Genomic DNA, 24,813 nt, shown 5'->3' with positions numbered 1-24,813 from the left:
GATTGTCAATTGGCCCCGATGTGCGGCCAACAAACCAAGAAAATCGCAAAGAAGGTACATGCGATGAGTGACATCAGTCCACTGAGGAATGCGGTCCGCAATGGCAGCGGACTCAAGAAATTGGGCGGAACGTGGGGCGAGCTCCTTGCGGAGTTCCTGGGCACGTTTGTGCTGATCGCGTTCGGCGACGGCGTGGTGGCCATGGCGGTCGCAGCGTTGCCCGGATCGGGCCGCGCCCAAACATCAACCACCATCTTCATGGCTGCGGGCGACTGGCTGCTCATTGCCTGGGGATGGGCCCTGGCCGTCGCACTGGCGGTCTACGTGGCCGGCGGCGTCAGCGGCGCCCACATCAACCCGGCCGTGACCATCGCGTTCGCGGTCCGCCGCAAGTTCCCCTGGCGGAAGGTGGGTCCGTACATCGTGGCCCAGGTGGTGGGGGCTTTCGCCGGAGCGGCGTTGGTCTACCTGCTGTACTACAACGCCATCGACGCCTACAACAAGGCCGTCGGAACCGGCCGCGCCGACGCGAAGGGGCTGGCAACCTACTCCATTTTCGCCACGTTCCCGGCGCCCTACTTCAACGGAAACGCCGTCGGTCCGCTGGTTGACCAGATCGTGGGCACTGCGTTCCTGGTTATCTTCGTTGTGGCCATCATCGACATGAGAAACACCGCCGTCCAGGCCAACCTGGGCCCGTTCATGATCGGGCTGGCGGTGGCTGCCATCGGCATCTCCCTCGGCGCGAACGCCGGCTACGCCATCAACCCGGCCCGTGATTTCGGACCGCGGCTTTTCGCGTGGATGGCCGGCTGGGGCCAAACGGCGCTGCCTGGCACAGTCGACGGGGCCTTCAGCTGGTACTTCTGGGTGCCCATTGTCGGCCCGGTGGTCGGCGGTGTGATCGGCGTGCTGGTCTACGACTGGTTCATCGGCGACGTCCTGGACGCCCGCGCACGGCTGCAGGAATCCACGCCTCCGGGCCGCGCCGGCGGCGAAACCCCGCCTGCCACCGAAGCTGAGACTGCGAAGACCCACACCATTCCAAAGCGCCGGGCGGCCTAGTTGCCGCGGAAGAAATCCCTGAGCTGGGTGGCGATGGCGGCGGCGGAAACCTGGTGCGTTTGGCCGTCGAGGACGCGGTGCTCGCTGCCGGGGACGGCGCCCGCGATGGTCTTTTGCCCCTCCGCCATGGGGCCGGCCGCTTTCCCGCCTACCATCACCAGGGTGGGTACGGTAACGGTGCGGAGCCGTTCCACGGGCGCCACGAAGTTGTTGGTGACCCGGGTTTCATAGGGCAGGGTGTTCGCCGCCGCCGTCTGCTTCTTCCACACTCCCGGCATGATGCGCAGCAGGTAGGGAAGGAAGGCCGGCGCCCCCACCATCTTGACCAGGAAGTAGGACACCGCGCCGCCGCGCTTGCCTTCACGAAGCAGGGCCTCGAGGTGCTCGCGGTGGCTTCCCGGTGTGCCGTCCGGACCCTGCACGCCGGTGTAGGGCGCCTCATAGGTGGCCAGTCCGCGCATCGGGACGCCCGCTGCTGCCGCCTCGAGAGCCAGGGCGGCGCCGGAGGAGATCCCATAGACGAACGGGTTGCCGCCGGCCTCCGCAAGGACGGCCTGGAGGTCCTCGATCTCGCGTTCGACGGCGTATGGCAGGGTCTCGCCGCTGTCCCCGCGTCCGCGCCGGTCATAGAAATAGACCGTGAAGGCATCCTTCAATTCATTCGCCAGCGCACGCGACGGCCCGAAATTGCGCCCGCAGAAGGCCCCGTCCACCAGGACCAGGCTGGGTCCGGCGCCCATCCGCTCGACGCTGAGGGAGGTGCCGTCGGCTGACAACACGCTGGAGACTGTGCCTTGGTCCTGGGTTTTGGTCATCGCGATGCTCCATTCAGGGGCGGGTCAGGGGTTCGTGGGCGGATCAGGGTGTCGGGTCAGGCTAGCGGGTTAGGCCGCCAGATGGAACGTTTCCGCAAAGCGGTGGAGGAGGTTCCCCTGTCCGCTCAGTACCTGGACCACTCCGCTGTCGATGGCGCGGTCGGGGGCGATTTCGCCGGCGATGAGCCTCCGGATGCCCGGTCCGCTGGCGAAGGCGAGGTCGGCCACGCCATCACCGTGCCGGACATCCAGGCTGGGGCCATCCACCCGGATCAGGAGTTCGGTGGAACCAAAGTGCGCCGCGTAGGCGGTGGCCGGCAGGGTGGCGGCCACGTCCGGGCGGAAGGTGGTGCGCAGGTCTATGGTCATCGACGCCGGGGTGATGATCTGCTCGTCGCGTGGATCGCCCATCGTTTTGAATCCCCAGGCGCCCAGCGCGAGGATCACGGGTTCAAGCTCGCGGCCGTACGGCGTGAGTTCGTAAACGATCACCCGGGAGCGGGGTGCCCGCCGGATGACGCCGGCAGCCTGGAGCTCCTTGAGCCTTGCAGCCAAAATGTTGGTCGGGATGCGGGGGAGCCCGGCGGCGAGCTCCCCGTAGCGGCGCGGCCCCACCAGCAGGTCCCGGACGATCAGAAGGGCCCACCGCTCGCCCACGATCTCCATGGCCTGCGTAATCCCCGAGTACTGCCCGTAGTCGCGTGCTGCCATGAACCTCAGGCCTGCTGGTTCATGAACGCTTCGGGTCCCTGTTGGGCGGCCGTCGGGTCCATGTAGCCGAATTCGAGGATGTTGCCGTCCGGGTCGGTCAACTGGCGCTGGTACATGAAGCCGTAGTCGGATGCGGGCTGCGCCTCGGTGCCGCCGGCCGCGAGTCCGCTGGCCATGCTGGCATCCACTGCATCCCGGCTGTCCAGGAAGATTGCGGTGGTGGCCGATACCGTCGCTGAGGGGTCGCCGATGGGCCGCTCGCTGAAGGTCTGGAAGAACTCCCGGACCAGGAGCATGAAATAGCTGTGGTCTTCCTCCACCACCACGCAGGCCGCGTTGTGGTCCGTGAAGAGGGGGTTGATGGTGAACCCTACCGCCGTGTAGAACGCCTTGGCGCGCTCCAGGTCGGTCACCGGCAGGTTGACGAACATTGCGGTCATGATGGTCTCTTTTCAATGGTGTTGGTTCGGATAAGGCTGATACTTGCAAAAAACAAGTGGACCGTCAATACCCCCGCCCAGCCCCCAGGCAGTGCACGACGACGGCACGCACCTCGGCGGTAATCCCCGGTCAGTCCCGTGCCAGCGGAAGCGTCAGCCGCATGGTGGTTCCCCCGGGCCCGGTGCGGGCCACCTCCACGGTGCCACCGGCCGCGGTGGCGATGTCGCGGACCAGGGCCAGCCCGATCCCGAAGCTCCGCCGCCCGCCCCGGTCCAGCCCCGGAGCCCGGACGAACCGGTCAAAGATCCGCCCCGGGTCCACGCCGGTGATGCCGGAGCCGGTATCGGCCACCAGGATCACCGCCCGCGACCCTTCCACTGAGCAACTGATGGCCACGCGTCCGCCGGAAAGCGTGTGCGCCAGCGCGTTGTCTGCCAGCGCCAGCACCGCACGCCGCAGCGGCCCGGGATCAACACGCACCATCGCCGGGCCGCCGGTGAACTCCACGGAAACGCCCTGCTGCCGGGCCAGGTCCTGCAGGCTTTCGCTGACCGATTCCGCCACCGCGGCAACATCGGCAGCGGCGAAGGATTCGGCGCCAGGGGGCGCAGACGCCGTCGCGGCCAGCAGCAGTTCGTTGACGATGCCCGTCAGCGTGGCGGTGTCCTCCCGGATCCTGGCCAGGGCCTGCGCCGGTTCCGATCCCGGCTCCGCCTTCCGCTGGGCCAGCTGGATGCGGGTGTCCAGGATGGCCAGGGGCGTGCGGAGTTCGTGGCTGGCGTCCTGGACAAACCGCCGCTGCCGGGCCAGGGCGTCGCCGAGCGGCCGGATGGCGCTGCGGGCACTGACCCACCCCACCACGCCGGCCAGCACAATCCCCGCCAGTCCGGCCAGGATCATCCCCTCGATCAGGTCCCTCGAATCAAGGTAGGTATACGCCGGAGAGGTGGGCTGCGAGGGGTGCGCCAGCTTGTTCATCAGGAACACGGTGGCGGCGGCGAGCAGCACCAGGACCAGCACGGCCACCCCGGCGCTGATCCGCAGGGCCACCTTGAGCGACGCGCGGCGGAGGGTGTCCCGGTCGGGGTCGCCGGGGGAGGCATTGGAGCCGGTGGTCATGTGGGGTCGCCGATCTGGTAGCCCACGCCGTGGACCGTGCGGATCACGGACCGGGAAATCTTCCGGCGGAGGTGGTGGACGTAGGTATCGATGACGCCGGGCTGGTCCGTGGACTGGAAATGCGCGGCGAGCAGTTCATCGCGGGTGAACACCCTGCCCGGCTCGGCCGCGAGCGCCGCCAGGACTTCGGCTTCCTTGGCCGTCAGCGTCACCAGGTCCCCGTAGGGGGAGCGGACAGCGCGCGACGCCGGGTCGAAATCCCAGGTGCCGAGTCCCACCGGTCCCGCGGGGGTACTGAAGGTCCGGGTCAGCGCGCGCAGCCGCGCGGCCAGCTCGCCGGCGTCGAACGGTTTGGCCATGTAGTCGTTGGCCCCCGCGTCCAGCCCCCGGACCTTCTCGTCCGTTTCGCCCAGCGCCGTGAGGACCAGGATGGGGGTGCCGATTCCTTTGGCCCGCAGGGCCGCGATGACCGCCAGCCCGTCCATGATGGGCAGGCCGCGGTCAATGACCATCACGTCCCAGGGCTGGGTGAGTCCCAGGTGCAGGGCCTCCTGCCCGGTGACTGCCAGCCGGACCCGGTAGTCGGGTTCCAGCAGTTCGGTGATGAGCGGACCCAGGACGGGGTCGTCCTCGGCCAGGAGCAGGGTGAGCCGGTCCGCAGTTGTCATGCAGCCTATTCTTTCGTGCTGCCGTCCCGGCGTGAGCTGCTGGCTGCCGTGTCGAGCACTGGTGCGTCCGTGGCACCGACGTCCGTGCCGTCGTCGTCCGCTGCCTGTTCCGCTGCGGCGCGCCGGGTCCTGCGCCGGTGCTTGAGGTATTCGATGCCCCACGGCACCACGGACACCAGCACCATGACCACCGCGATCACGTCGATGTTCTTGGCGATGATCTCGTAGTGTCCCAGCCAGGTGCCCAGAAGAATCACGGACGTGGCCCAGGCGAACGCGCCCACAATGTTCCACAAGGTGAAGGCCTTGTGCCCGTACCGGGCGGTCCCGGCGGTCAGGGGAGCGAAGGTCCTGATGATGGGCACGAAGCGGGCCAGGACCACGGCGGCGCCGCCGTGCCGGTGGAAGAAGTTCTCGGTGGCGGTGAGGTGGGCTGTTTTCAGCACCTTGGCGTCGTCCTTGAACCAGCGCCGGCCGAATTTGCGGCCCAGGAGGAAGCCCACCTGGTCGCCGGCCACCGCGGCTGCCGTGACCACGCCGATCAGGACGGGCAGGGCCAGGTTCAGCTGCTGGTGCAGGAGCCCGGCGGTGAACAGCAGCGAGTCGCCGGGCAGGAACGGGAAGAGGACGCCGGATTCGATGAAGACCATTGCGGCGATGATGCCCAGCGCGGCCGGGCCGAATCCTTCCAGGAGGCTGGCGGGGTCCAGCAGCGAGGGCTGCCCGCTTGCGGTGGCGACGCCGGAGATGGCGTGGGCGGCAAGGATGGTGTGCACGGGGGTCCTTAGTGTCGGCTGGCAGGGGCGGTAAGCGCTGCGGGCAGGCGGTCCAGGAGCCGGGGGCCGAAGCGGTTCCAGAGTCCGGCGAGCAGGACCACCGCGGCGCCTGCCGCCAGGAAGGAGGCAATCACATCGGTGGGGTAGTGCACCCCTACATATACCCGCGACCAGGCAACAATCACGGGCAAGGCGGCGCCGGCTGCGGCCACGGGCTTGGACCAGCGGGTGCCGCGGCTCAGGAAGTACACCGCGAAGGCCAGGGCCACGGCGAAGGAAACGTGGCCGCTGGGGAAGCTGTTGGAGCCGGTTTCCGGGGCCAGGGGATCGTAGAGCAGGCCGGGGTTAGGCCGCTGCCGGGCGATGATGAGCTTGAAGACTTCGCTGGCCACCCAGCCGGAGCACGCCGTGAGCCCGAACGCAATGGCCGTGGCCAGGTCCTTCCGGAGCAGCCAGATGGCCACCGCGATGACAGCAACCATGCCCAGGCCCACCACGGGACCGAACAGGGTGTTGATCACCATGGCCCCGGCGGTCAGTGCGGCCACGTGGTGCTGGCTGAGGTCCTGGTCCACGTGCAGTTCGGCGGTGGCTTCGCCGGGCAGCAGCTGCACCGTCATGCCCAGGGCCAGGACGGCGGCGCACAGCAGCAGCCCGACCAGCAGCCAGTGGCGGGGCTGGGGCAGCGCGGGGAAGGGCGCGCGGGCCGCGGCGGGGGTGCCGGGCGCTGCTGCGGTCTCATGGTGGTCATGGGTTGGCTGGTACACGGAAATCCTTCGGATGGTCCTGCGGCGGACAGGGTTCTGTCCAGGTCTCTGGTTCGATCCTTCCGTGCCGTTCCTAAGAAAGGCTTAAGAAACGTGGGTCGCCGCCGGTTCACGGGAGCGCGTCGCAGGCCCACGGGAACGCACGACGACGGCCCGCACCACGGTCAGCCGGCGCACCACACCGACCGGGCTCGGCGGCCGTCCCGCAGGTGGAACCGGGCTGCTTTAGTTGGCCACGGTGAACGGAACCACCGTCACCCCGGAGTTTGTCGAGCCCAGCTTGTTGTCCCGGCACGACGTGCGAAGGTGCAGCTTGTGCACCCCGTTGGCCAGGGTTCTGGTGTCGATTGCGATGGGCGCCGAGCCGAAGGTCCCGCGTCCGTAGGGGCCCGCTGAATCCCACAGGACGGTTCCGGGGTTGGGCGGATCGGCGTGGAAGTCGGGGTCGATCGAGATGAACGAGTGCGTCGCCGGGAGCGAGTTGTTGGGGTGGGTGCTCAGGGCCACGGCCGGAGTCCAGACGCCGGATACCGGGGCGTCGGGAAGGGGGACGCTGCGGACCGAGGCCTCGCAGTACCCGGAGTGGGTGTACCAGCCCTTGCCGCGCAGGAACGGGTACCGCGTGGTGTCGGACCTGGACTTTCCGTTCTGGATGTCCGTTTGCCAGTTGAGGCTCGCCCGCATCTCGTTGCCGTCCGGCTCCGGTACGAACGCGCGGAGGTGGACCTCCTGCAGGCCCGAATGCTTGAACGCCGAGATGGGGCGGGAGAACGTCAGCCAGCGCTCGCAGGTCCCGCTGCACACAAAGTCGCCGCCGCCTGAGCCGGACGGCCCGGGGCAGGTGAAGTTGGCTGCGGCGGCCCGCAGGTAGCACTTCTGCACCGCGGTTTCGCTGGTGGAGGTCAGGAACACCATGGAGACGTAGTTGGCCGTGCCGGGATTGTCATGGAGGATCACCCGCACGTTCACGGTCAGGCTGCCCGAACTCAGCGTTTCACGTTCGGGGATGCACGCCCCCAGATGGACGTGCCCGTTGTTGGTGATCGTGTTGCTGGCCTGGTCAACATCGGGCATCCACCAGGCCTGGGAATCCACGAACTGCCTGGTCTCCGCATATGTGCTGCCATCGGCGGGAGGCGCTCCGATGCACGGTCCGGGCGCGGCCGCGGCGGCGCTGATGCCCACAGTGGGGGTGACAAGGCAGGTTAACGCCAGTGCAGCCAGCAGTGCCAGGAACCGTTTCATGACCATCCATCTCACGGTGGCCATCCCAGTCCCAGCACGGGAAGCCGATGTACGTCGATTAGGGAAGCCGCGCGGAGGCGTTGCGGCTGTCGCCGGCGCCGGAACGCCGGACCGTGGAGTGTTTCCCTGTGCAGGGCCACTGAGGCGTGGTCATTGTATGCCCCGGACCAACAGGCAATCCAGAGTTGACGGCTTTCCCGGCGACGACGGCCCGCGCCACCCCGCGGGAGGTGATGGGGCGTTGGTGGAAAGCGGGCGGGAGGTGATGGGGCGTTGATGGAAAGCGGGCAGGACGTGATGGGGCGTTGGTGGAAAGCGGGCAGGACGTGATGGGGCGTTGAAAGAGGGGGACACGCTTGACGCCCGCGCACGCTCCCGCATATCCTGAACGAACGGTCGGTAAATAATTCCGAGACGCCCGACAGGTCTTTGCATAGGAGCAACCATGGCAGCGCAGAACTTGCAGTCAGTGCCGGCTGAGCTAACCCCGGAAGAGGACGCCGCAGGCCAGGCCCACTTCGACCGGATCATCGCCGAGGACTCGCGCATCGAGCCCCGCGACTGGATGCCGGCGGCCTACCGCAAGACGCTCCTGCGCCAGGTTTCGCAGCACGCGCACTCCGAGATCATCGGCATGCAGCCGGAGGCCAACTGGATCTCCCGCGCCCCCAGCCTGAAGCGCAAGGCCATCCTCATGGCCAAGGTCCAGGACGAGGCCGGCCACGGGCTGTACCTCTACTCGGCAGCGGAAACCCTGGGCCAGTCCCGGGACAAGATGATGGACGACCTCATCGCCGGCAAGGCCCGCTACTCCAGCATCTTCAACTACCCGGCCCGCACCTGGGCGGACATGGGCGCCATCGGCTGGCTGGTGGACGGCGCAGCCATCTGCAACCAGGTCCCGCTGTGCCGCGCCTCGTACGGCCCCTACGGCCGCGCCATGGTGCGCGTCTGCAAGGAAGAGTCCTTCCACCAGCGCCAGGGCTTCGAGATCCTCCTGGAACTTTCCAACGGCACCCCCGAGCAGAAGCAGATGGCCCAGGACGCGGTGAACCGCTGGTACGCCCCGGCCCTGATGATGTTCGGGCCGCCGGATGACGATTCCCCCAACTCCAAGCAGTCCATGGCCTGGAACATCAAGCGGTTCAGCAATGACGAGCTCCGCAGCCGGTTCGTGGGCATGATGGTGGAGCAGGTCAAGGTCCTTGGCCTCACCCTCCCGGATGACCAGATCCGCTTCAACGAGGACACCAAGAAGTGGGAGCACGGTCCGCTGGACTGGGATGAGTTCCACGAAGTCCTGGCCGGCCGCGGTCCCTGCAACGCCCAGCGCCTTGAGCGCCGGCGGGCAGCGCACGACGACGGCGCCTGGGTCCGCGAGGCAGCAGCCGCCTACGCAGCAAAACAGTCAAAGAAGACGAAGGAATACGCAGCATGAGCCCGCACGGCAACCCGGAAACCCCCGCCAGCTCGGCCACCGAGATCAACCGCGAAGCCCCCAAAGCCAGCCCGGCCCCGGACCACCACGACCGCTCCACGTGGGGCCTCTGGGAGGTCTTCGTCCGGTCCAGCCGCGGCCTGAGCCACGTCCACGCCGGCTCCCTGCACGCCCCGGATGCCGCCATGGCCCTGCGGAACGCACGGGACCTGTACACCCGCCGCAACGAGGGCGTGTCCATCTGGGTGGTCCCGGCGGACGCCATCGCCGCCAGCGACCCCGACTCGAAGGGTTCCTTCTTCGAGTCGCCCCAGGGCAAGGACTACCGGCACGCCACGTACTACACCAAGAGCGAGGGAGTGAAGCACCTGTGAGCGAAGCCAACGCCTCCGCAACAAGGATCACCCCCGGCAACGCCCTCCGCCCGGAGGACATCGCGCTCGAGGTCAAGACGGGCCTGGCCAAGCCCACCGAAGACGTCGCAGAGTATGCCCTCCGCCTGGGCGATGACGCCCTGATCCTCGCGCAGCGCCTGGGCCACTGGATCTCCCGCGCCCCCGAGCTGGAAGAGGACATCGCCCTGGGCAACATTGCCCTGGACCAGCTGGGCCACGCCCGCAGCTTCCTCACCTACGCCGGCGCCGGCATGCCGACCGAGGACGGCACGGCCAAGTCAGAGGATGACCTGGCCTACTTCCGCCGCGAGCATGAGTTCCGCTCCGTGCAGCTGTTCGAGCAGCCCAACGGGGACTTCGCGGCCACCATCGCCCGCCAGTTCGTGGTGAGCTACTACCAGTACGAGCTCTACCGCCGCCTCACCGAGTCCACGGACGCCACCCTGGCCGCCATCGCCGCCAAGGCCGTGAAGGAGGTGGACTACCACCGCGACCACAGCACCCAGTGGGTCCTGCGCCTCGCCGGTGGCACGGACGAGTCGCGCACCCGGATGATCCACGGACTGCGGACCATGTGGCCGTACGTCAACGAACTGTTCCAGGACGACGAACTGACCGAAAGGCTCGCTGAGGCGGGTGCCGCCGTCGCGCCCTCCAGCCTGCGGGAAGACTTTGACCGCCTCATCGCCGAGGTCCTGGCCGAAGCCGAAATCGAGGTTCCGGACGTGCCCGCAGCCCCGGGCGGCGGCCGGTACGGCAAGCACTCGGAGTACCTGGGCTACATCCTCGCGGAGATGCAGGTGCTGGCCCGCGAGCATCCCGGGGCCAGCTGGTGACTGCCGTGTACATCTCGGATTTCGAATCCCGGACCCGCACCCCGGAGCAGAAGGCGTGGGACATCGCGGCCACCGTGGTGGACCCGGAGATCCCGGTGCTCAGCATCGCGGACCTGGGCATCCTCCGGAAGGTGGACGTGGCGGGCGGCGAGGTCACCGTCACCATTACGCCCACGTACTCGGGCTGCCCGGCCATGGACGCCATCCGTGACGATCTCCACACCGCCTTCAAGAAGGAGGGCTACGCGGACGTGCACGTGGACCTGGTCCTGGCCCCTGCGTGGACCACGGACTGGATGACGGAGGCCGGAAAGCAGAAACTGCAGCAGTACGGCATCGCCCCGCCCACCGGAAACTCCCGCGCCGGCGGCCACTCCGGCCCCATCCGGCTGAGCCTGGCCGTGAAGTGCCCGCAGTGCAACAGCCTCAACACCAAGGAACTCACCCGTTTCGGTTCCACGTCCTGCAAGGCGCTGTATGTGTGCCAGGACTGCAAGGAACCGTTCGACTACTTCAAAGTCCTGTAAGGAAGCCCCCATGCCTGTTGTCCGCCAGACCGCCGCCGAAGAGGCTGAGGTGACCGGCCGCCGTCGTCCGTCCTTCCATTCCCTTGCGGTGAAGGAGGTGCGCCGGCTCACCGACGATGCCATCGAAGTCAGCTTCCATGTGCCGGCCGAGCTCGCCGGCAAGTTCGACTACCTGCCCGGTCAGTACGTGGCCCTTCGCACAACGCTGCCGGATGAGAGCGGCGAGCCGAAGGAAATCCGCCGCAGCTATTCCATCTGCGCCGAGCCGCGCAGCTTCGCGGACGGCACCAGCGAGATCCGCGTGGCCATCAAGAAGGACCTGGGCGGGCTGTTCTCCACGTGGGCCAACGCCGAGCTGAAGGCCGGCGACACCCTGGACGTGATGAGCCCCATGGGCGCGTTCGTGTCCAAGCACGGCCGCGACGGCGTGGCCGTGGACCAGAACGTCATGAACTCCATGAACCACCCGGAGGACCTGGCAGGGGAGGCGGGGAACTTCGTGGCCATCGCGGCCGGGTCCGGCATCACCCCGGTGATCGCCATCGCCCGGACGCTGCTGGCCGCCAACCCGGACACCCGGTTCGACCTGATCTACGCCAACAAGGCCGCCATGGACGTCATGTTCCTTGAGGAGCTGGCGGACCTGAAGGACAAGTACCCGCAGCGGCTGGCCATCCACCACGTGCTGAGCCGTGAGCAGCGGATCGCGCCGCTGCTCTCCGGCCGGATCGATTCGGAGAAGCTGCAGCAGCTGCTGGGCACCGCCCTGCACGCGGACGATGTGGATGAGTGGTTCCTCTGCGGGCCGTTCGAGCTGGTGCAGCTGTGCCGGGACACCCTGGCCGAGCGCGGGGTGAAGCCGGAGAACGTACGGTTCGAGTTGTTCACGTCGGGCAAGCCGGACCGCCCGGAGGGCCAGGCCGGCCGTCCCGTGGTGGTGGACGAGTCCAAGGAGACGTACAAGATCACGTTCAAGCTGGACGGCCTGCAGGGCGAGGTGGCCAGCCCCACGCACGCCCGCGAGTCGATCCTGAACGCGGCGCTGCGGGTGCGCCCGGACGTGCCGTTCGCGTGCGCCGGGGGAGTGTGCGGCACGTGCCGGGCCAAGGTGGTCACCGGCAGCGTGACCATGGACGAGAACTACGCGCTGGAGCAGGATGAGCTGGACAAGGGCTACGTCCTGACCTGCCAGAGCCACCCCACCAGCAAGGAAGTCACGGTCGACTTCGACGTCTAAGTCTTTTCCCGGTCTCAACAAAGGAGCTCCATGATTTCCCTTTCCATCAGCAACGGCATCGCCGAGGTAGTCCTGGACGCGCCGCACAAGCTGAACTCGCTGGATGAGCAGGCGCTGCGGGATTTAACCCAGGCGTACGACGACGCTGCTGCCGCCGCCTCGCGCGGTGAGGTGCGGGCGCTGCTGCTGAGGGGAGAGGGCCGGGCCTTCTGCGCGGGCCGGGACATCGCCGGGGTCACCCCGGAGAACGACGACGCCGCAGCCTACCTGGGCGGGCTGGTGGAGCCGTTGCTGAAAAAGATGGCTGCGTTCCCGGCGCCGACGTTCGCGGCGGCGCAGGGCGCGTGCCTGGGCGTGGGGCTGGGGCTGCTGCTGTCCACGGACGTGGTGTACGTGGCGGAGAACGCCAAGTTCGGCTCGCCGTTCGCCAAGCTGGGCGCCACGCTGGACTCGGGCGGCCACTGGTACTTCACGGAGCGGCTGGGCATGCACCGGACACTGGACCTGATTTACACGGCGGACCTGATCTCCGGTGCCGAGGCGGTGGCTCAGGGAATGTTCAGCCGTGCCATGCCGGCCGACTCGTTGTTGGAGTCGACGCGGGCGATCGTCGCGCGGGTGGCTGCCGGCGCCACGGGCGCTTTTGTTGCTTCCAAGGAGCTGGTGGCGCACATCCGCGATCAGCGCCTGGGCCTCTGGCAGGCCATGCAGGAGGAGAACGAGGAGCAGGCACGCCTCTGCAAGACCGAGGACTACGCGGAGGGGTTCCGGGCCTTCCAGGAGAAGCGTGAGCCGAAGTTTTCCGGCTCCATTGGCTGAACGAGTCTGATCAAGAGGCCTTGAAGAATTCTTGATTCAAACTTTCAAGGCGATTGCAGAAATCTTTATTTGTGTTCGCGAGAGTAGGCGAAGCCGGGCAACACCGGCCATAGCGCGCTGCCGGTCTCAACCAGGCAGCGGCATTTAGAAACTTACTCTGGGGGCACATTTGTCTGAGGTTTTGAATGCAGAAATCGATGGTACGGAAGAGAACGGCTTCAGCCGCAGGAGGGTAGTCGCGGGGGTGGCCTGGTCGCTGCCGGTTATCGCCACGGCCATTGCGGCTCCTGCGGCTGCAGCGTCGCCGGGGCCGACTACACCTCCAACTAGTCCAGACCCGGCCGGGGCCTTCTCCACGTTGATGCAGCCGATGCCTTCAACTCGTCAAGGCAACCATGGGCGCAACGAAAATTTGCCCGAACGACTTAGTCTGAGCAATGTTGGTGGCCTAACTGGCGAGGTAAGCGTTGATCTGGAAATCACCCCGAACTCGGTGTCGGCACCGCGAATCTCTTTCGCGAAGGTCGTAGTTGAAGGGAAGACGTTCAACTACACGCCGCCACCTTCAGGCAACATATTCAAAGCAACCTTCAGTTCCACGGTGCCGGTAGGTGCAACCACCCTGACCTTCGTTATGAGCGGCTACAGCTACACGGGAATGAAGTCTGACACCGGCGCGTACACTTTCAACGCGCGCGTCACCTATGTGAAAGGTGGCAAGGCGCTCCAAATCAATCCGGCCCCGGCTTACACCTTCGACCTAAAGAAGGTTTGACGTGGTCTGGAAACGTGGCGGCTTGGTAGCTGAAGTCTGCACCGAACCCCGGGCGCGCGTCGCCCTGTTGCACCTCGACGCAACCCAACCGGTGGTCCTGGAAGGACCAGCAGCAGTTATCTGGGACCTGATTGATGGCCAGCGGACTGAGCAGAACATCTTCGCTGAGCTTGAGGCCACCTTCGAGGACCAGTCAGGACAGATGCAGGCGCAGGTGGAAGGCTTCCTGGCAAGCCTCGAAGCGCAGCGCCTGATCGAAGCTGCCCGCAGCGTTTCCCACTAACGGCATGACGACCGCGGGAATCACGGGGAGCGCACGCTCGGCATGGCAGCAGCGCCTGTTCGATGAATTGGCACGGGGCGGTGACCTGTTGTGCCTGAAGATTATGGGCCAGCGGTTTGTGGTCCGCTGGGGCCGTGCGGTCACGTGGCAGCAGCGGGCATCAATGAGCATCGCCTGGGCACGGTGTATCAGCGGTAGTCTTCAGCCGCTGCTGCCGCCGGAGCCGATGGAACCCACTGAAGACCGTCAGTTCACGGCCTCAGTCACCTGCGCCTCCATGAAGTACGGAGACGGCACCTCCCAGCTCGAGGCAGCCTCCTTTGAGGAGCTGGCTGAGAACCTCACGTCTCGGCTCACGGTGTCCGCGATTCTGGCCAATGCCGGTGAACTCACCATGCTCCACGCCTGCGGAGTAGCGGATCCGGACACTGGGGCAGTGGTGGCTCTGGTAGCCAAGTCTGGAACAGGAAAGACCACCGCAGCGTCCGTGCTCGCCAGGACTTATGGTTATGTCACTGACGAAACGGTAGCCATCGCCTGGGACGGCTCCGTGGTTCCCTATCCCAAGCCCTTATCGGTCAAGCAGGGAGCCGGTGCACCCAAACGCCAGGCGGGACCGGATGAGTTCAGACTTCAGCCGGCCCCGGCCATGCCCTTCATCCAGTCCATCGTGCTTTTGAACCGGGTCCAGGGGGAGCGTCCGGTGGCTCCGGTGCTGAAACGGGTACCGCTGGCCGACGCTTTGCTGGCCCTGATCCCGGAATCGTCCTCGCAGGCAGAATTCGTGGATCCTCTGCAGTCGCTTTGCCGCCTGGTCGAGAGTGTCGGGGGAGTGTGGCAGGTGACCTATGCGGAGGCAGCGGACTTGCCGGCCGCCCTGAAACCCCTGTTCCAGCTGCAGGCTAGGTCGGAGTCGGAGTGGGAACCAGCCGCTGAAGAACGTCCCCAACGGGCACCCCTCCCGGCCGGCAGCATCCGGCGCAGGGCCCCAAAGGACGCGGTGAAGATCGGCGGGGATCTGCTGGTCATGCTGGACCGCGACATAGTGCACCTGAGCGGGATCGGACCCGCCATCTGGGAGGCCTGCGCTGGCCCGGTGGGGCTGGACCACGTGACTCAACACATAGCGAAGCTGTACGGCGAACCGGAAGGCTACCTGGCCGCCGTTGCCCAAGCCGTAGATCAACTCATCGTCAAGTCGATCCTGGAACGCGGCGAAAACTGAACCGCCTGCACGGGCACATCAAGAACTTGAGCTTAAGGAACCACTATGAGCACAACCACCACGCCCCCGGAGGCGTCCCCGGGCCTGGACTTGGCGGACTACCTAATTATCGTGCGGGTGTACTGGAAGGCCATCGTCGCCTTCACCCTGCTGGCCACCCTGGCGGCTGCGGGATGGACCGTCCTGCAGCCAAAGATCTACTCCTCTGATTCCAGCGGCATAGTGGTCACGCCCGGCTCAGACAATGTGAGCCTGGCACTGGCTGGAGACAGCCTGGCCAAGGCAAAGGTCAAAAACTATGAGTCCGTAGCGAAATCCCGGCTTGTCGCGGACCGCGTCATCCAAGCTCTGGATCTGAAGACGACTGCCGATGCCCTGCTGGGCAGCATCAGCGTCAAGGTGCCGCTGGACACGGCAGAGATCAGGGTTACCGCACAATCCAAGAATCCCGCAACTGCCCAGCGCGTGGCGGATGCCTGGGTCAACGGCCTCGCCGCCCAGGTGGAGGCGATCGAGACAGCGCCTCCCGCAGACCCGACGTCAGGTGCTGGAACAATGCCCGAGGGCGGAGCTCCAGAGAGTGCAGCCACGGCTGTCCGTGTCCTCCCTTTGGGTAAGGCAGTTCTCCCTACGACCCCCACGTCGCCCAACACCAAGCTTAACTTGGCGCTGGGCGCCATTGTCGGGCTGGCCTTGGGTGTGGCTTATGCGTTGGTACGGCGGCACTTGGACCGTCGGATCCGGAAGGCTGCGGACATCGAGCGAATGTTCGGCGTTCCCGTGATTGGCACCCTGCCGGTGGACCACCGGCTGGATGGGAAAAGCACCATCGTGGACGCTGGCACGGCCGCCCAGCTTCACGACGCCGGCGGAGCCATGGCAGAGGCCCTCCGCGAGCTGCGCACCAACCTGAGCTTCCTGGACGTGGACCAGCCGCCACGGATCATCGTGGTCACCAGCTCCATGCAGGCGGAGGGCAAGTCCACCGTGACGGCCAACCTGGCGGTCACCATGGCGGCAGCGGGTGAAAACGTTGTGGTGGTCGACGGCGACCTCCGCCGGCCCACATTGGTGGACGTCTTCAACCTGGTTCCGGGAGTGGGGGTCACCGATGTGCTCACGGGCACCGCCGAGCTCGCCGACGTCCTCCAGTCATGGGGTGCGCTGCCCAACCTCTCAGTCCTCGGGTCGGGCCGTATCCCGCCCAACCCCAGCGAGCTGCTCGGTTCCCGCGCTATGAAGAACATGCTCACTACCTTGGCCAAGGATGCCGTGGTCCTGATCGACGCACCGCCGCTTCTTCCCGTGACGGACGCTGCCGTCCTGTCCCGGGCAGCAGACGGTGCCATCCTTGTGATTCGCACCGGCAGGACCACCCAGGAGCAGCTGGACCAGTCCTTGGGCAACCTTGAAAAGGTCAAGGGGCGGGTTCTTGGAGCTGTTCTCAATTACGTTCCCACTAAGGGCACGGACGCCTACTCCTACTACGGGACTTATAGCTCGGCGCCCGCACCGTCGCCTGCGGAACCGGAAGCGGTCGACGATTTTTCCGCTGCGGATACGCATGTCGCATTGGAATCCGTCCTCGGCGGCCGTAGGGCCAGGATCTAGGCGCGCCATGACTTCCGCCGGCCACGAAGCCCAGCTCAGGATCCCGGAGGGTGTGCTCTTGGGCCATGCCCTCGTGGCGCGGCTGGCGGACAGCTTGGGCATTCGGGTCTTCTTTATCAAGGGACCAGCCAGTGTGATTCAAGGGCTGCGCAAAGCCAAAATATCTGCCGATGTGGACGTTTTCGTGGACCCCACCCGGATAGAGGACTTGCTGCAGGGGCTCCATGAACGCGGATGGCGGCAACGCCCTGTCGACCCGGATGATAGGACGTTCCCAAAGCACTCGGTCACGGTCCACCATGCAGCGTGGCCCTGTTGTATCGATGTCCATTTTCGCTTCCCCGGGATGGAAAGGGCCGCCCGTGAGTGTTTCAAGGCGCTGTGGGCAAACACCGTCCACATGGAGCTCGCAGGGCAACGGCTTAGGGTCCCTACGAAGGCTCTTGGCATCTTGCTTCTGGCGTTGCACGCCCTACGGTCGCGCGACCTGCCTGCCTGCCGGGAGGAGCTTGAGTACTTGGCCGTGCTCACGCGGCGGGAATCATTGGCGGAGGCGCTCCTGGAGCTCGCTACAGCCACGGGCGCCTTGGCGGCCGTCAGGCCCTTCCTCGAGGGTCTTCTGCCTGAAGCCACTACCGCGGTCTGGCCCGAGCCCTCGCGAGAGTGGCACAACCGTGTTGCCGCGCAGGCGCCTGGGAGCGCCCGGCTCATTGCCATCGCGCAGGCATCCTGGAGGGACAAATCCCGTATGCTTTGGGCCGCGATCTTTCCACCGCCGGACGTCCTACTCAGCGGAAATATCTACGCCGACATGTCACTTCCGGGACAATTCAAGCAACATCGCGCCCGGTGGGCGCGCTTTCTACGTGGAGTTCCGCGACTCGTGCGGAGCCTTCGCGGGCTCCGATGATTTCGCTTCCAATTGCTGATTAGCCCAACAAATTTGTTAAGGTTCACCTATGACTACGGGGAAAGCTATAACCAAAGCCGTCATTCCTGCTGCCGGATTGGGAACACGCTTCCTGCCCGCCACTAAGGCAATGCCGAAGGAAATGTTGCCGGTGGTTGACCGCCCGGCCATCCAGTACGTGGTGGAGGAAGCGATTAACGCTGGCCTCTCGGACCTGCTGATGATCACGGGCCGCAACAAGCGCGCCCTGGAGGACCACTTCGACCGTGAGCCCGGCCTGGAGGCTGCGCTGGAGGCCAAGGGGGACAAGGACAAGCTTGGACTGGTGGAGTACGCCTCCAACCTGGGCCCCATCCACTACGTCCGCCAGGGCGAGGCCAAGGGCCTGGGCCACGCGGTGCTCTGCGCACAGCAGCACGTGGGCGACGAGCCGTTCGCCGTGCTCCTGGGTGATGACCTCATCGACGAGGCTGAGAACCTGCTGGGCACCATGATGGAGGTGCAGCAGAAGACCGGTGGTTCCGTGATCGCACTGATCGAGGTTGATCCGTCACAGATCAGCGCTTACGGCTGTGCAGACATCACCGTCGTGGAAGGCGAGGACTACGTCCGGGTCAACAGCCTGGTGGAGAAGCCGGCCGTTGCTGAAGCGCCGTCCAACCTGGCTGTCATTGGCCGCTACGTGCTGCACCACTCAGTGTTCGGTGTCTTGGAGAAGACCGAGCCCGGCCGAGGCAACGAGATCCAGCTGACTGATGCCCTGCAAACTCTCGCCGCCGGCGAGGGCGAAGGCTCCGGCGTGTACGGCGTGGTCTTCAAGGGCCGCCGCTACGACACCGGCGACAAATTGAGCTACCTCAAGGCCGTCATCACCCTCGCGTCCGAGCGCGTTGAGTTCGGTGAGGACCTGAAGACCTGGATGAAGGGCTTCGTAGGCTAAATCAGCGTCTAACGCTCCTGGGAGGTCCGCTGCCGAAAGGTAGTGGACCTCCCTTTTTGCGTGGCCAGGATGGCCACTACGGCGCCTATGACAGCACCTGACGTGTTCGTCATGACATCTGACGGGCTGGCAAAGCGGTTGTGAAGAAACAGGAGCTGCCCCAGCTCAATGCAGCCGGAAACCAGCATTCCGAAAGCGCCGATTTGCCACCAGCGCTTGTTCGGAAATGCCAACGCGGCAACAAGGCCGACCGGGATGAAAAGCCCAATGTTCGCTGAGGCCTCGACGAAATTGTAGTTGAACCAGCGGGGAACGCCGTGGTCATGGAGGAAATTCAATACGCCTGCAAGCTGCCCCGAGACAGGCCGGTCCACGGGTGTTGGCCAGAAGGCAATGAGTGCCAAGGGCACCACCATGGCCGCCAGAATGAGCTGCCAGAGCCGGTGGTTGGAAAGCAATCTCAAAGGGGCCTCAGGACGTCCGCAGAAGGGCAAACGCCGCAGTGGCCAGCGCACAGACCGCGAGTAGAACGAACAAGGCGTAACCTAACACCTGTGGCCGGGGGAGTGGAACGGAAAAGTCGTATTCGTGTGGTGTTCTGCGCCAATGTCTCCCCATAGTTCAAATAGATACCACACAAAGCAAAAGGCGGGTGCATCCCCGTTTCCGGAGACGCACCCACCTTCGTTGGTGCTATTGAGCGTTGGTGCTAGGCGGCGACCTCAGCCTTGGCGCGGCGGCGAACCACCACGACGGAGGTGGCACCGGCGGCCAGTGCGCCTGCGCCAACCAAGGTCCACAGGATCAGGCCGGAGTCTGCGCCGGTGTTGGCCAGGTTGGAGCCGGTGTTGGCCAGTGCGGAGTTGCCGTTCGCAACCAGGTCAGCGGGCGTAACCTTGACGACGACGGGACCGACAACTACACCGGACGTGTCGCCCGTTGCGGTGACGCTGTAGGTTCCGGGTTCGTTGATGGCGATCGGCAAGGAGAACGCACCTTGCGCGTCGGCGGTTGCCTTCAGCGTCTGGGCCTCAGCCACCACGCTAATACGGGCGGCGACGGAGCGGCTACCCGCAATGTTGGCGCCGTTCGAAGCGGGAGCCTGACCCGGAGTGACCCGGATGGTCAGCGATTCGCCGGCGAGGAAGCCTTGGCCGCGGAAGACGAAGGTTTCGCCCGGGCCCACAGTGCCGTCAGACACAGCGGCCTGCGGCGGTAGGGCCGGGTAGGTGGCGGCCATGGCAGGTGCGGAACCGATGAGCGCAATGGAGCCTGCAAGGGCGAGTGCGGCGAGTGTTTTTTTCATGTGTGTCCCCCCGGAGACGTTTAAGTATTGATACCCGATATGGGGAAATGTCCCCTCTGCACGAGACCATGTGCAGAACTACGGATAGATATCCCAAGAGAAACCGTATCACCCGAACGGAGCTACGACCAAGCTCAATCCAGTCGGTTTACATAGTGTTAACGCAGGCGTCACTGCCCTTGTTCGCATACTGGCTTTTCGGTGGTCTGTATAACGTCCTTTACGGCTTGAACCGTTGGCGTGACAACCAAGTTAGGTTCCGTGTGCTGAACGATTTTCCCGAAGTTGAACTCGATAGTCTTGATTTCCCCCGGCGCAAGCTGTTGTGCCACAACGCCCACTGGACGATTGGCGTGTAGATAGGAAGCAAACGGTTCCTTCTGTCCGTTGACGGTGGCTGACTCCACATTTGCCTGCGCGGGACCGTAGGCCACGATATTTGTCTGCACCGTACCCCGCGCAACACCGAAGCCGCCGCCGGTGACATAAGCTGGCAACGAGGTTCCGGCGTCCGCCGGAGCCGTGTTGGTGCTCGTTACCCGTACTGCTATTTGCTCATAACCGTCTAATGGGCACTCCTTGACGAGTTGGACGGTGTGCTTGACGTAGTAATCCATTTTGGCACCTGTCCCGTCGTTGAAGTAAATGCCGAATTGCGCGGGTTTCACACTAGGGCCGGTGACGGCGCCACTCGCAGGATATTTCCAGATAATGGCCTGCTCGCTCGGGCTGCCTGACCATATCCTGATACGCCCCTCGCTAGTGGCGCGCGTGATGCCGCTCATCAGTTCTTTTGTGTCTGACTTCCCATCAGCCAATTTGTGGAAGACCTCTCGTGCAACGCCGGCAAAGTATGCATCCTGAACTTCGGGTTGCTTAATTTTCGCATATACATCAGAAAGCAGGGTTTTGACCACATTCTGGCTGTTCAATTCCGTCGGTAGTCCGCGACCTGCAAGTACAGCGAGAGAGGGGTCGGTGATCCGCACTGACCCAGATGCCTGTAGCAGATAGCTCAGAGCCACCGGGTCTATAGACAGAACTCCGTTGACAAGCTGGCCGGTCTTTCTTTCCCACATTGCTTGTGCAGTTGTAGCTGCCGTGGGGAAGTCAGGTGTGAGATTCACGTCCTGTATGAATTTTCCCATTCGAGTTGAGTAGATCTGCTGCTGCTGAGTGTCAACTGGGAGGACGGGCGACATAACTCCTAAGCTGGATGCACTGGTTTCCGCACTAAGCGTGAGTTTTCCCTTGTCAACGTTAAGGACCGCCAGCGCGCCAGGAATACCACCTGAAGCCCGAGTTTCTGCGCTATTCTGAATCATCAGAAGATAGTTTCTTGGGCTATCCGCACCGAGCATATTCGGTGCAATACGAGAAACGTCTGCGGCCATGTCGAGGGTCTCAGTGACTTCTGAAAGTTGCCCGGCGGCGCTGGCAAGTGGTTCTGCGACCTGCGGCAGGAGATTGCTGGCATCGATGGCTGTGAGTCGTTCAACGGATACTCTTACTGCATAGGCTGCAGAAGTAACTTGAGGAGATGTGGCCTTGAGCGACTCCAAATCGCTCCCGCCACTAGTTGGTATGAGGCTGTCCCAGTTCAATGATCCCCAGGCTTCTACCAAAGGCACCAAACCGAGGCCAGCAACATCATCTGCCGATCTAGCCATTTCCGATACGGCACTCAGATTGTCTCCAACTAGGGGTAACTCCGAAGTCAGGGTCCAGACTGGATCATCTGCGGAACCTCTGGCCTCGGTGGTGTGGCGGTGTATCAGCCATGCCGTATGTTTGGCGGCATCACTGTCATCCAGGGTCAGTTCCTGTTTGAGCTCAGGAACTAGCTTCATGGCTTCGGCCATTTCATCCCGAATGGAAATGCCTTTGACCAACAGCCACACGACCCAAATCGTCAGGATAAGGAACAGGCTAGCGGCGGCAAGCCATATGGCTCCGCGGCGAGGCCTTTTCTTCCATCTCCGAAGGGGAGAATGCGTGCTTGGCGCCGGCTCGGACGACGCGTCGCCTTCAGAAATTGCCATTATCAAGGGCGCCCAAGCCCACGGTATGTCCAGCCAGCTGCACGCCATTTGTTAGCGTCTAAGACGTTTCGGCCGTCAAGAATGCGAGGCGAAGCGACCGTTGACGCCGTGTGGAACGGATCCAATTCTTTGTACTCCTGCCACTCTGTCAGCAGAAGTACTGCGTCTGCACGTCGTAGGGCAAAGTCTGTACGAGCTTCGTAATTGAGTTCCGGGAATCTCCGCGCCGCATTAGACAGTGCTTCAGGGTCGGTGACGGTTACGACGGATCCCTGTAATTGCAGCTGGGCAGCGATACTTAGAGCGGGTGAGTCGCGAACATCATCGCTCATTGGCTTGAACGCGGCGCCTAGTACGGTAATTCGTTTTCCCATCAGCGAACCATCGCAGAGATCACGGGTCAATTCGACGACGCGCGTTCTCCGGCGCATATTTATCGCGTCGACCTCACGAAGAAATGTCAGAGCCTGGTCCGCTCCTAGCTCGCCAGCCCGTGCCATAAACGCTCGTATGTCTTTCGGGAGGCAACCACCTCCAAAGCCGATGCCGGCATTCAGGAACTTCCTGCCAATGCGATCGTCCATTCCTATTGCATCTGAAAGAAGCGTTACGTCAGCGCCAGCCGCTTCACAGACCTCCGCCATGGCGTTGATGAAAGAGATTTTCGTCGCGAGGAATGAATTGGCGGCGGACTTAACAAGTTCCGCCGTAGGGTGGTCTGTAATCAAACGCGGAACTCCTGACGAAAGAGGCTTTGCGTAGACTTCATCCAGCACGTAAACGGCAGGATTATCCTCAGAGCCGTTATCCACGCCATATACAAACCGATCAGGTTGCAGAGTGTCTGAGACGGCGTGTCCCTCTCGGAGGAACTCGGGATTCCAAACTAAGTGGGCTTCTGGCTGTTCGCCCAGCACCATCTTCGAGAGTCGGGCTGCCGTTCCGACGGGAACGGTCGACTTGCCGACAACGACGTCACCAGGAGACAGGAACGGGATTACCCCGCTCGTAGCTGCGTCTACATAGCTGAGATCGGCGGCGTTCTCGCCCATTTTCTGTGGTGTACCCACACAGATGAAATGAACTTGGTTGCCCTCAGCGGCTGACAAATCGGTTGTGAAAGTCAAACGCCCAGTCTGTTGAACCTCCAGAAGGATCTCCTCCAGCCCTGGCTCATAGAATGGCGCCCTAGCGGCGGAGAGCTCGTCGATTTTCGTTTGGTCCACGTCGATCCCGACGACGTCGTGCCCTAGTTTAGCCATGCACGCTGCATGAACGGCTCCAAGATAGCCGCAGCCTATAACTGAAATACGCATGATTTATTTTCCCCAACCAAAAGGACGGGCGGATTAACCGCATGTGATGAGTCTAAGAGGGTTTCAGACGGCGCCGGTGCTTGCAAATACGGCCTTGAAGGTTTTGAGCAGGATGACTACGTCTCCCAGCAGCGACCAATTCTCAACGTAATAAAGATCGAGGCGTATGCTTTCTTCCCAGCTGAGATTAGACCGGCCACTAACCTGCCAGAGACCGCTCATGCCCGGGCTCACGTAGAGACGTCGGTGAGCTGCATCGTCATACAAGGCGACTTCGCCGGCTCGTTGAGGCCGAGGGCCTACGAGACTCATGCTTCCAAGTAAGACGTTGAAAAGTTGCGGCAACTCATCGAGGGAGTACTTACGAAGAATACGCCCTAGGCGAGTAATTCTGGGATCATTAGCAATTTTAAAAAGCGGCTTGTCACCAGATCCCTGGGCAGCAAGAAGAGCGCGTAGTTGCTCGTCCGCATTGACTTTCATCGATCGAAACTTAAGCATATGAAATGTCGTTCCACGAAGACCAATACGTTCTTGCTTATAAAAAACCGGGCCAGGATCAGTAAACTTGACTAGAAGCGCAAGTATGAGGAAAAGCGGAGAAAGAACGGTTATCAAAATTCCAGATATAAGTATATCAAAACTACGCTTGGCAACCTTCTTCCCTCCGGTTAGCTTGGGCGTTGACACATGAATAAGCGGCAGCCCAGCAACAGGCTGGGTGTGGATACGAGGACCGGCGATATCCGTTAGCGCCGGCGCCATAATCATTCCAATGTCCCGAGATGCTAGATCCCATCCAAGCTTCCTGAGGTCTTTGGGATGCATATTCACGCCCGCTGATATAGCAACAACGTCGACGTCAGCGGTCAGGATAGTATCAAGAATCGTCTTATAGTCCGAGGCAGTCCCAGTAACCGGAACTGCGAAATTCGGTCGGGTGCTCACCTCCGTTGCGCCGGGCAAGTGAACTGCGACTGGACGGTAGCCCGCCGCCGGAACGCTAGCCAAAGACCTAACCAGATGCTGGGCGGAGAAAGGTCCACCGATTATTAGGACTCGGGAATCACTTTTTCCGTGTGTACGCTCAAGGATTAGATGCTGGCGAAGGATCCATCGTGCAATTAGGAGTCCGACTGCACCTGCCGGAAAAGCTAATCCGACGAAGCCTCTTGCCGTATCAATCTTCAATGCATAGGAAACAATCGCAACGAAGCCGAATAGCCAAGCAGAGCTGGATATAACCCTTTTGTATTCCTCAGCGCCGGACCCGAGAATCCGTGGTTCTCGGGATCCCCAAAATCCCAGCATGAGCCACCAGGCGACAACAAGAAGTATGGACAAAACGATATAATCAGGGTCGCGTATACTATTGCTATCGATATCCGGAAAGCCGAATCTGATACCGTATGCGCCCGCGATGGCCCATAATATAACGCCTACGTCAACAAAACGGAGTCGTGCGGAATACCTGATACGCCAAGCGGACATGCGTCTTGTAACAGTCCCCTGCCCGTCAATCGTTGTATTCACCTTCTGAGCGCCC

General features: G+C 63.6%; 26 protein-coding genes. 13 read left to right on the top strand and 13 right to left on the bottom strand.

The genetic code is table 11. From position 1 onward, the window contains the following. Positions 1-63 precede the first annotated feature (63 nt). The gene (locus ACZ9J7_RS02925) at positions 64-1,065 is read left to right on the top strand and encodes an MIP/aquaporin family protein (RefSeq protein WP_476206883.1); all 1,002 of its coding nucleotides are present in this window, start codon (positions 64-66) and stop codon (positions 1,063-1,065) included. On the opposite strand, the gene ACZ9J7_RS02920 is transcribed toward ACZ9J7_RS02925, so the two are convergent. The 8 genes from ACZ9J7_RS02920 to ACZ9J7_RS02885 form a co-directional block, all read right to left on the bottom strand. Further along, positions 1,062-1,880: an alpha/beta fold hydrolase gene (locus ACZ9J7_RS02920; RefSeq protein ID WP_476206882.1), complete on the bottom strand. Its 819-nt coding sequence runs from the start codon at positions 1,878-1,880 to the stop codon at positions 1,062-1,064. The genes ACZ9J7_RS02925 and ACZ9J7_RS02920 overlap by 4 nt on opposite strands. Before the next feature lie 69 nt (positions 1,881-1,949). Further along, complete coding sequence (locus tag ACZ9J7_RS02915; protein ID WP_476206880.1) at positions 1,950-2,591, bottom strand: winged helix-turn-helix transcriptional regulator; 642 nt, start codon at positions 2,589-2,591, stop codon at positions 1,950-1,952. Between the two features lie 5 nt (positions 2,592-2,596). Continuing rightward, positions 2,597-3,031, bottom strand: coding sequence for a VOC family protein (locus ACZ9J7_RS02910; RefSeq protein WP_476206878.1), 435 nt, complete (start codon positions 3,029-3,031; stop codon positions 2,597-2,599). Positions 3,032-3,161: 130 nt separating this feature from the next. Then, positions 3,162-4,151: a sensor histidine kinase gene (locus tag ACZ9J7_RS02905; protein WP_476206876.1), complete on the bottom strand. Its 990-nt coding sequence runs from the start codon at positions 4,149-4,151 to the stop codon at positions 3,162-3,164. After that, the gene (locus ACZ9J7_RS02900) at positions 4,148-4,819 is read right to left on the bottom strand and encodes a response regulator transcription factor (RefSeq protein ID WP_476206874.1); all 672 of its coding nucleotides are present in this window, start codon (positions 4,817-4,819) and stop codon (positions 4,148-4,150) included. Before ACZ9J7_RS02900 ends, ACZ9J7_RS02905 begins: the two co-directional genes overlap by 4 nt. A 5-nt stretch (positions 4,820-4,824) precedes the next feature. Beyond that, complete coding sequence (locus ACZ9J7_RS02895; protein ID WP_476206872.1) at positions 4,825-5,595, bottom strand: DedA family protein; 771 nt, start codon at positions 5,593-5,595, stop codon at positions 4,825-4,827. 8 nt (positions 5,596-5,603) lie between these two features. Continuing rightward, positions 5,604-6,362 (bottom strand): phosphatase PAP2 family protein, encoded by a 759-nt coding sequence (locus tag ACZ9J7_RS02890; protein ID WP_476206870.1) that lies wholly within the window; start codon positions 6,360-6,362, stop codon positions 5,604-5,606. Positions 6,363-6,587: 225 nt separating this feature from the next. Next, a complete protein-coding gene (locus ACZ9J7_RS02885; RefSeq protein WP_476206868.1) occupies positions 6,588-7,607 on the bottom strand; it encodes a hypothetical protein in 1,020 nt (339 codons plus the stop codon). A gap of 445 nt (positions 7,608-8,052) precedes the next feature. On the opposite strand from ACZ9J7_RS02885, the gene paaA reads away from it, so the two are divergent. From paaA to galU, 12 genes are all read left to right on the top strand, one after another. Next, positions 8,053-9,045 carry a 1,2-phenylacetyl-CoA epoxidase subunit PaaA gene (gene paaA / locus ACZ9J7_RS02880; protein ID WP_175317725.1) on the top strand — a complete coding sequence of 331 codons (993 nt, stop codon included), beginning with the start codon at positions 8,053-8,055 and terminating at the stop codon, positions 9,043-9,045. Beyond that, positions 9,042-9,419 carry a 1,2-phenylacetyl-CoA epoxidase subunit PaaB gene (gene paaB, locus ACZ9J7_RS02875; RefSeq protein WP_255173088.1) on the top strand — a complete coding sequence of 126 codons (378 nt, stop codon included), beginning with the start codon at positions 9,042-9,044 and terminating at the stop codon, positions 9,417-9,419. The genes paaA and paaB overlap by 4 nt, the downstream gene beginning before the upstream one ends. Further along, the gene (gene paaC / locus ACZ9J7_RS02870) at positions 9,416-10,276 is read left to right on the top strand and encodes a 1,2-phenylacetyl-CoA epoxidase subunit PaaC (RefSeq protein ID WP_476206866.1); all 861 of its coding nucleotides are present in this window, start codon (positions 9,416-9,418) and stop codon (positions 10,274-10,276) included. The genes paaB and paaC overlap by 4 nt, the downstream gene beginning before the upstream one ends. A 5-nt stretch (positions 10,277-10,281) precedes the next feature. Then, positions 10,282-10,803: a 1,2-phenylacetyl-CoA epoxidase subunit PaaD gene (gene paaD / locus ACZ9J7_RS02865; RefSeq protein WP_476206865.1), complete on the top strand. Its 522-nt coding sequence runs from the start codon at positions 10,282-10,284 to the stop codon at positions 10,801-10,803. Between the two features lie 10 nt (positions 10,804-10,813). After that, positions 10,814-12,040, top strand: coding sequence for a 1,2-phenylacetyl-CoA epoxidase subunit PaaE (paaE, locus tag ACZ9J7_RS02860; protein WP_476206864.1), 1,227 nt, complete (start codon positions 10,814-10,816; stop codon positions 12,038-12,040). Between the two features lie 30 nt (positions 12,041-12,070). Beyond that, positions 12,071-12,859, top strand: a complete 789-nt coding sequence (locus tag ACZ9J7_RS02855; protein WP_476206863.1) for an enoyl-CoA hydratase/isomerase family protein — start codon at positions 12,071-12,073, stop codon at positions 12,857-12,859. A 169-nt stretch (positions 12,860-13,028) separates the two neighbouring features. Continuing rightward, positions 13,029-13,634, top strand: coding sequence for a hypothetical protein (locus ACZ9J7_RS02850; protein ID WP_476206861.1), 606 nt, complete (start codon positions 13,029-13,031; stop codon positions 13,632-13,634). Between the two features lies 1 nt (position 13,635). Beyond that, positions 13,636-13,917, top strand: a complete 282-nt coding sequence (locus ACZ9J7_RS02845; RefSeq protein WP_476206860.1) for a PqqD family protein — start codon at positions 13,636-13,638, stop codon at positions 13,915-13,917. A gap of 4 nt (positions 13,918-13,921) precedes the next feature. Then, entirely contained in the window at positions 13,922-15,142 is a 1,221-nt protein-coding gene (locus tag ACZ9J7_RS02840; protein ID WP_476206858.1) for a PqqD family protein, read from the top strand. 45 nt (positions 15,143-15,187) lie between these two features. Beyond that, positions 15,188-16,753 (top strand): tyrosine-protein kinase domain-containing protein, encoded by a 1,566-nt coding sequence (locus ACZ9J7_RS02835; RefSeq protein WP_476206856.1) that lies wholly within the window; start codon positions 15,188-15,190, stop codon positions 16,751-16,753. Then, positions 16,707-17,663, top strand: coding sequence for a nucleotidyltransferase family protein (locus tag ACZ9J7_RS02830; protein WP_476206854.1), 957 nt, complete (start codon positions 16,707-16,709; stop codon positions 17,661-17,663). Before ACZ9J7_RS02835 ends, ACZ9J7_RS02830 begins: the two co-directional genes overlap by 47 nt. 49 nt (positions 17,664-17,712) lie before the next feature. Next, entirely contained in the window at positions 17,713-18,603 is an 891-nt protein-coding gene (galU, locus tag ACZ9J7_RS02825) for a UTP--glucose-1-phosphate uridylyltransferase GalU (RefSeq protein WP_476206852.1), read from the top strand. Positions 18,604-18,611: 8 nt separating this feature from the next. Here the strand turns inward: galU and ACZ9J7_RS02820 are convergent, their stop codons facing one another. From ACZ9J7_RS02820 to ACZ9J7_RS02800, 5 genes are all read right to left on the bottom strand, one after another. Beyond that, positions 18,612-19,061, bottom strand: coding sequence for a VanZ family protein (locus ACZ9J7_RS02820; protein ID WP_476206850.1), 450 nt, complete (start codon positions 19,059-19,061; stop codon positions 18,612-18,614). A 251-nt stretch (positions 19,062-19,312) separates the two neighbouring features. Next, positions 19,313-19,909: an LPXTG cell wall anchor domain-containing protein gene (locus tag ACZ9J7_RS02815; RefSeq protein WP_476206848.1), complete on the bottom strand. Its 597-nt coding sequence runs from the start codon at positions 19,907-19,909 to the stop codon at positions 19,313-19,315. A 170-nt stretch (positions 19,910-20,079) separates the two neighbouring features. Further along, on the bottom strand, positions 20,080-21,810 hold the full coding sequence (locus tag ACZ9J7_RS02810) for a DUF4012 domain-containing protein (RefSeq protein WP_476206846.1): 1,731 nt from the start codon (positions 21,808-21,810) through the stop codon (positions 20,080-20,082). Between the two features lie 143 nt (positions 21,811-21,953). Further along, complete coding sequence (locus ACZ9J7_RS02805) at positions 21,954-23,267, bottom strand: UDP-glucose dehydrogenase family protein (RefSeq protein ID WP_476206845.1); 1,314 nt, start codon at positions 23,265-23,267, stop codon at positions 21,954-21,956. A gap of 63 nt (positions 23,268-23,330) precedes the next feature. Next, positions 23,331-24,758 carry a sugar transferase gene (locus tag ACZ9J7_RS02800; protein ID WP_476211792.1) on the bottom strand — a complete coding sequence of 476 codons (1,428 nt, stop codon included), beginning with the start codon at positions 24,756-24,758 and terminating at the stop codon, positions 23,331-23,333. Positions 24,759-24,813: the final 55 nt, after the last annotated feature.

Source organism: Pseudarthrobacter sp. TE9888 (genome assembly GCF_056279345.1).
The sequence above is the reverse complement of the archived record's forward strand: the minus strand, read 5'-3'. Positions and strand labels throughout refer to the sequence as shown.

Coding starts and splice junctions, on each gene's coding strand:
- ACZ9J7_RS02885 (WP_476206868.1), bottom strand. CDS start 7,607: ATGAAACGGTTCCTGGCACTGCTGGCTGCACTGGCGTTAACCTGCCTT.
- ACZ9J7_RS02915 (WP_476206880.1), bottom strand. CDS start 2,591: ATGGCAGCACGCGACTACGGGCAGTACTCGGGGATTACGCAGGCCATG.
- ACZ9J7_RS02900 (WP_476206874.1), bottom strand. CDS start 4,819: ATGACAACTGCGGACCGGCTCACCCTGCTCCTGGCCGAGGACGACCCC.
- ACZ9J7_RS02815 (WP_476206848.1), bottom strand. CDS start 19,909: ATGAAAAAAACACTCGCCGCACTCGCCCTTGCAGGCTCCATTGCGCTC.
- ACZ9J7_RS02840 (WP_476206858.1), top strand. CDS start 13,922: ATGACGACCGCGGGAATCACGGGGAGCGCACGCTCGGCATGGCAGCAG.
- ACZ9J7_RS02910 (WP_476206878.1), bottom strand. CDS start 3,031: ATGACCGCAATGTTCGTCAACCTGCCGGTGACCGACCTGGAGCGCGCC.
- paaA (WP_175317725.1), top strand. CDS start 8,053: ATGGCAGCGCAGAACTTGCAGTCAGTGCCGGCTGAGCTAACCCCGGAA.
- ACZ9J7_RS02905 (WP_476206876.1), bottom strand. CDS start 4,151: ATGACCACCGGCTCCAATGCCTCCCCCGGCGACCCCGACCGGGACACC.
- ACZ9J7_RS02920 (WP_476206882.1), bottom strand. CDS start 1,880: ATGACCAAAACCCAGGACCAAGGCACAGTCTCCAGCGTGTTGTCAGCC.
- ACZ9J7_RS02830 (WP_476206854.1), top strand. CDS start 16,707: ATGTCGCATTGGAATCCGTCCTCGGCGGCCGTAGGGCCAGGATCTAGG.
- galU (WP_476206852.1), top strand. CDS start 17,713: ATGACTACGGGGAAAGCTATAACCAAAGCCGTCATTCCTGCTGCCGGA.
- ACZ9J7_RS02835 (WP_476206856.1), top strand. CDS start 15,188: ATGAGCACAACCACCACGCCCCCGGAGGCGTCCCCGGGCCTGGACTTG.
- paaB (WP_255173088.1), top strand. CDS start 9,042: ATGAGCCCGCACGGCAACCCGGAAACCCCCGCCAGCTCGGCCACCGAG.
- ACZ9J7_RS02925 (WP_476206883.1), top strand. CDS start 64: ATGAGTGACATCAGTCCACTGAGGAATGCGGTCCGCAATGGCAGCGGA.
- ACZ9J7_RS02855 (WP_476206863.1), top strand. CDS start 12,071: ATGATTTCCCTTTCCATCAGCAACGGCATCGCCGAGGTAGTCCTGGAC.
- paaE (WP_476206864.1), top strand. CDS start 10,814: ATGCCTGTTGTCCGCCAGACCGCCGCCGAAGAGGCTGAGGTGACCGGC.
- ACZ9J7_RS02800 (WP_476211792.1), bottom strand. CDS start 24,758: ATGTCCGCTTGGCGTATCAGGTATTCCGCACGACTCCGTTTTGTTGAC.
- ACZ9J7_RS02805 (WP_476206845.1), bottom strand. CDS start 23,267: ATGCGTATTTCAGTTATAGGCTGCGGCTATCTTGGAGCCGTTCATGCA.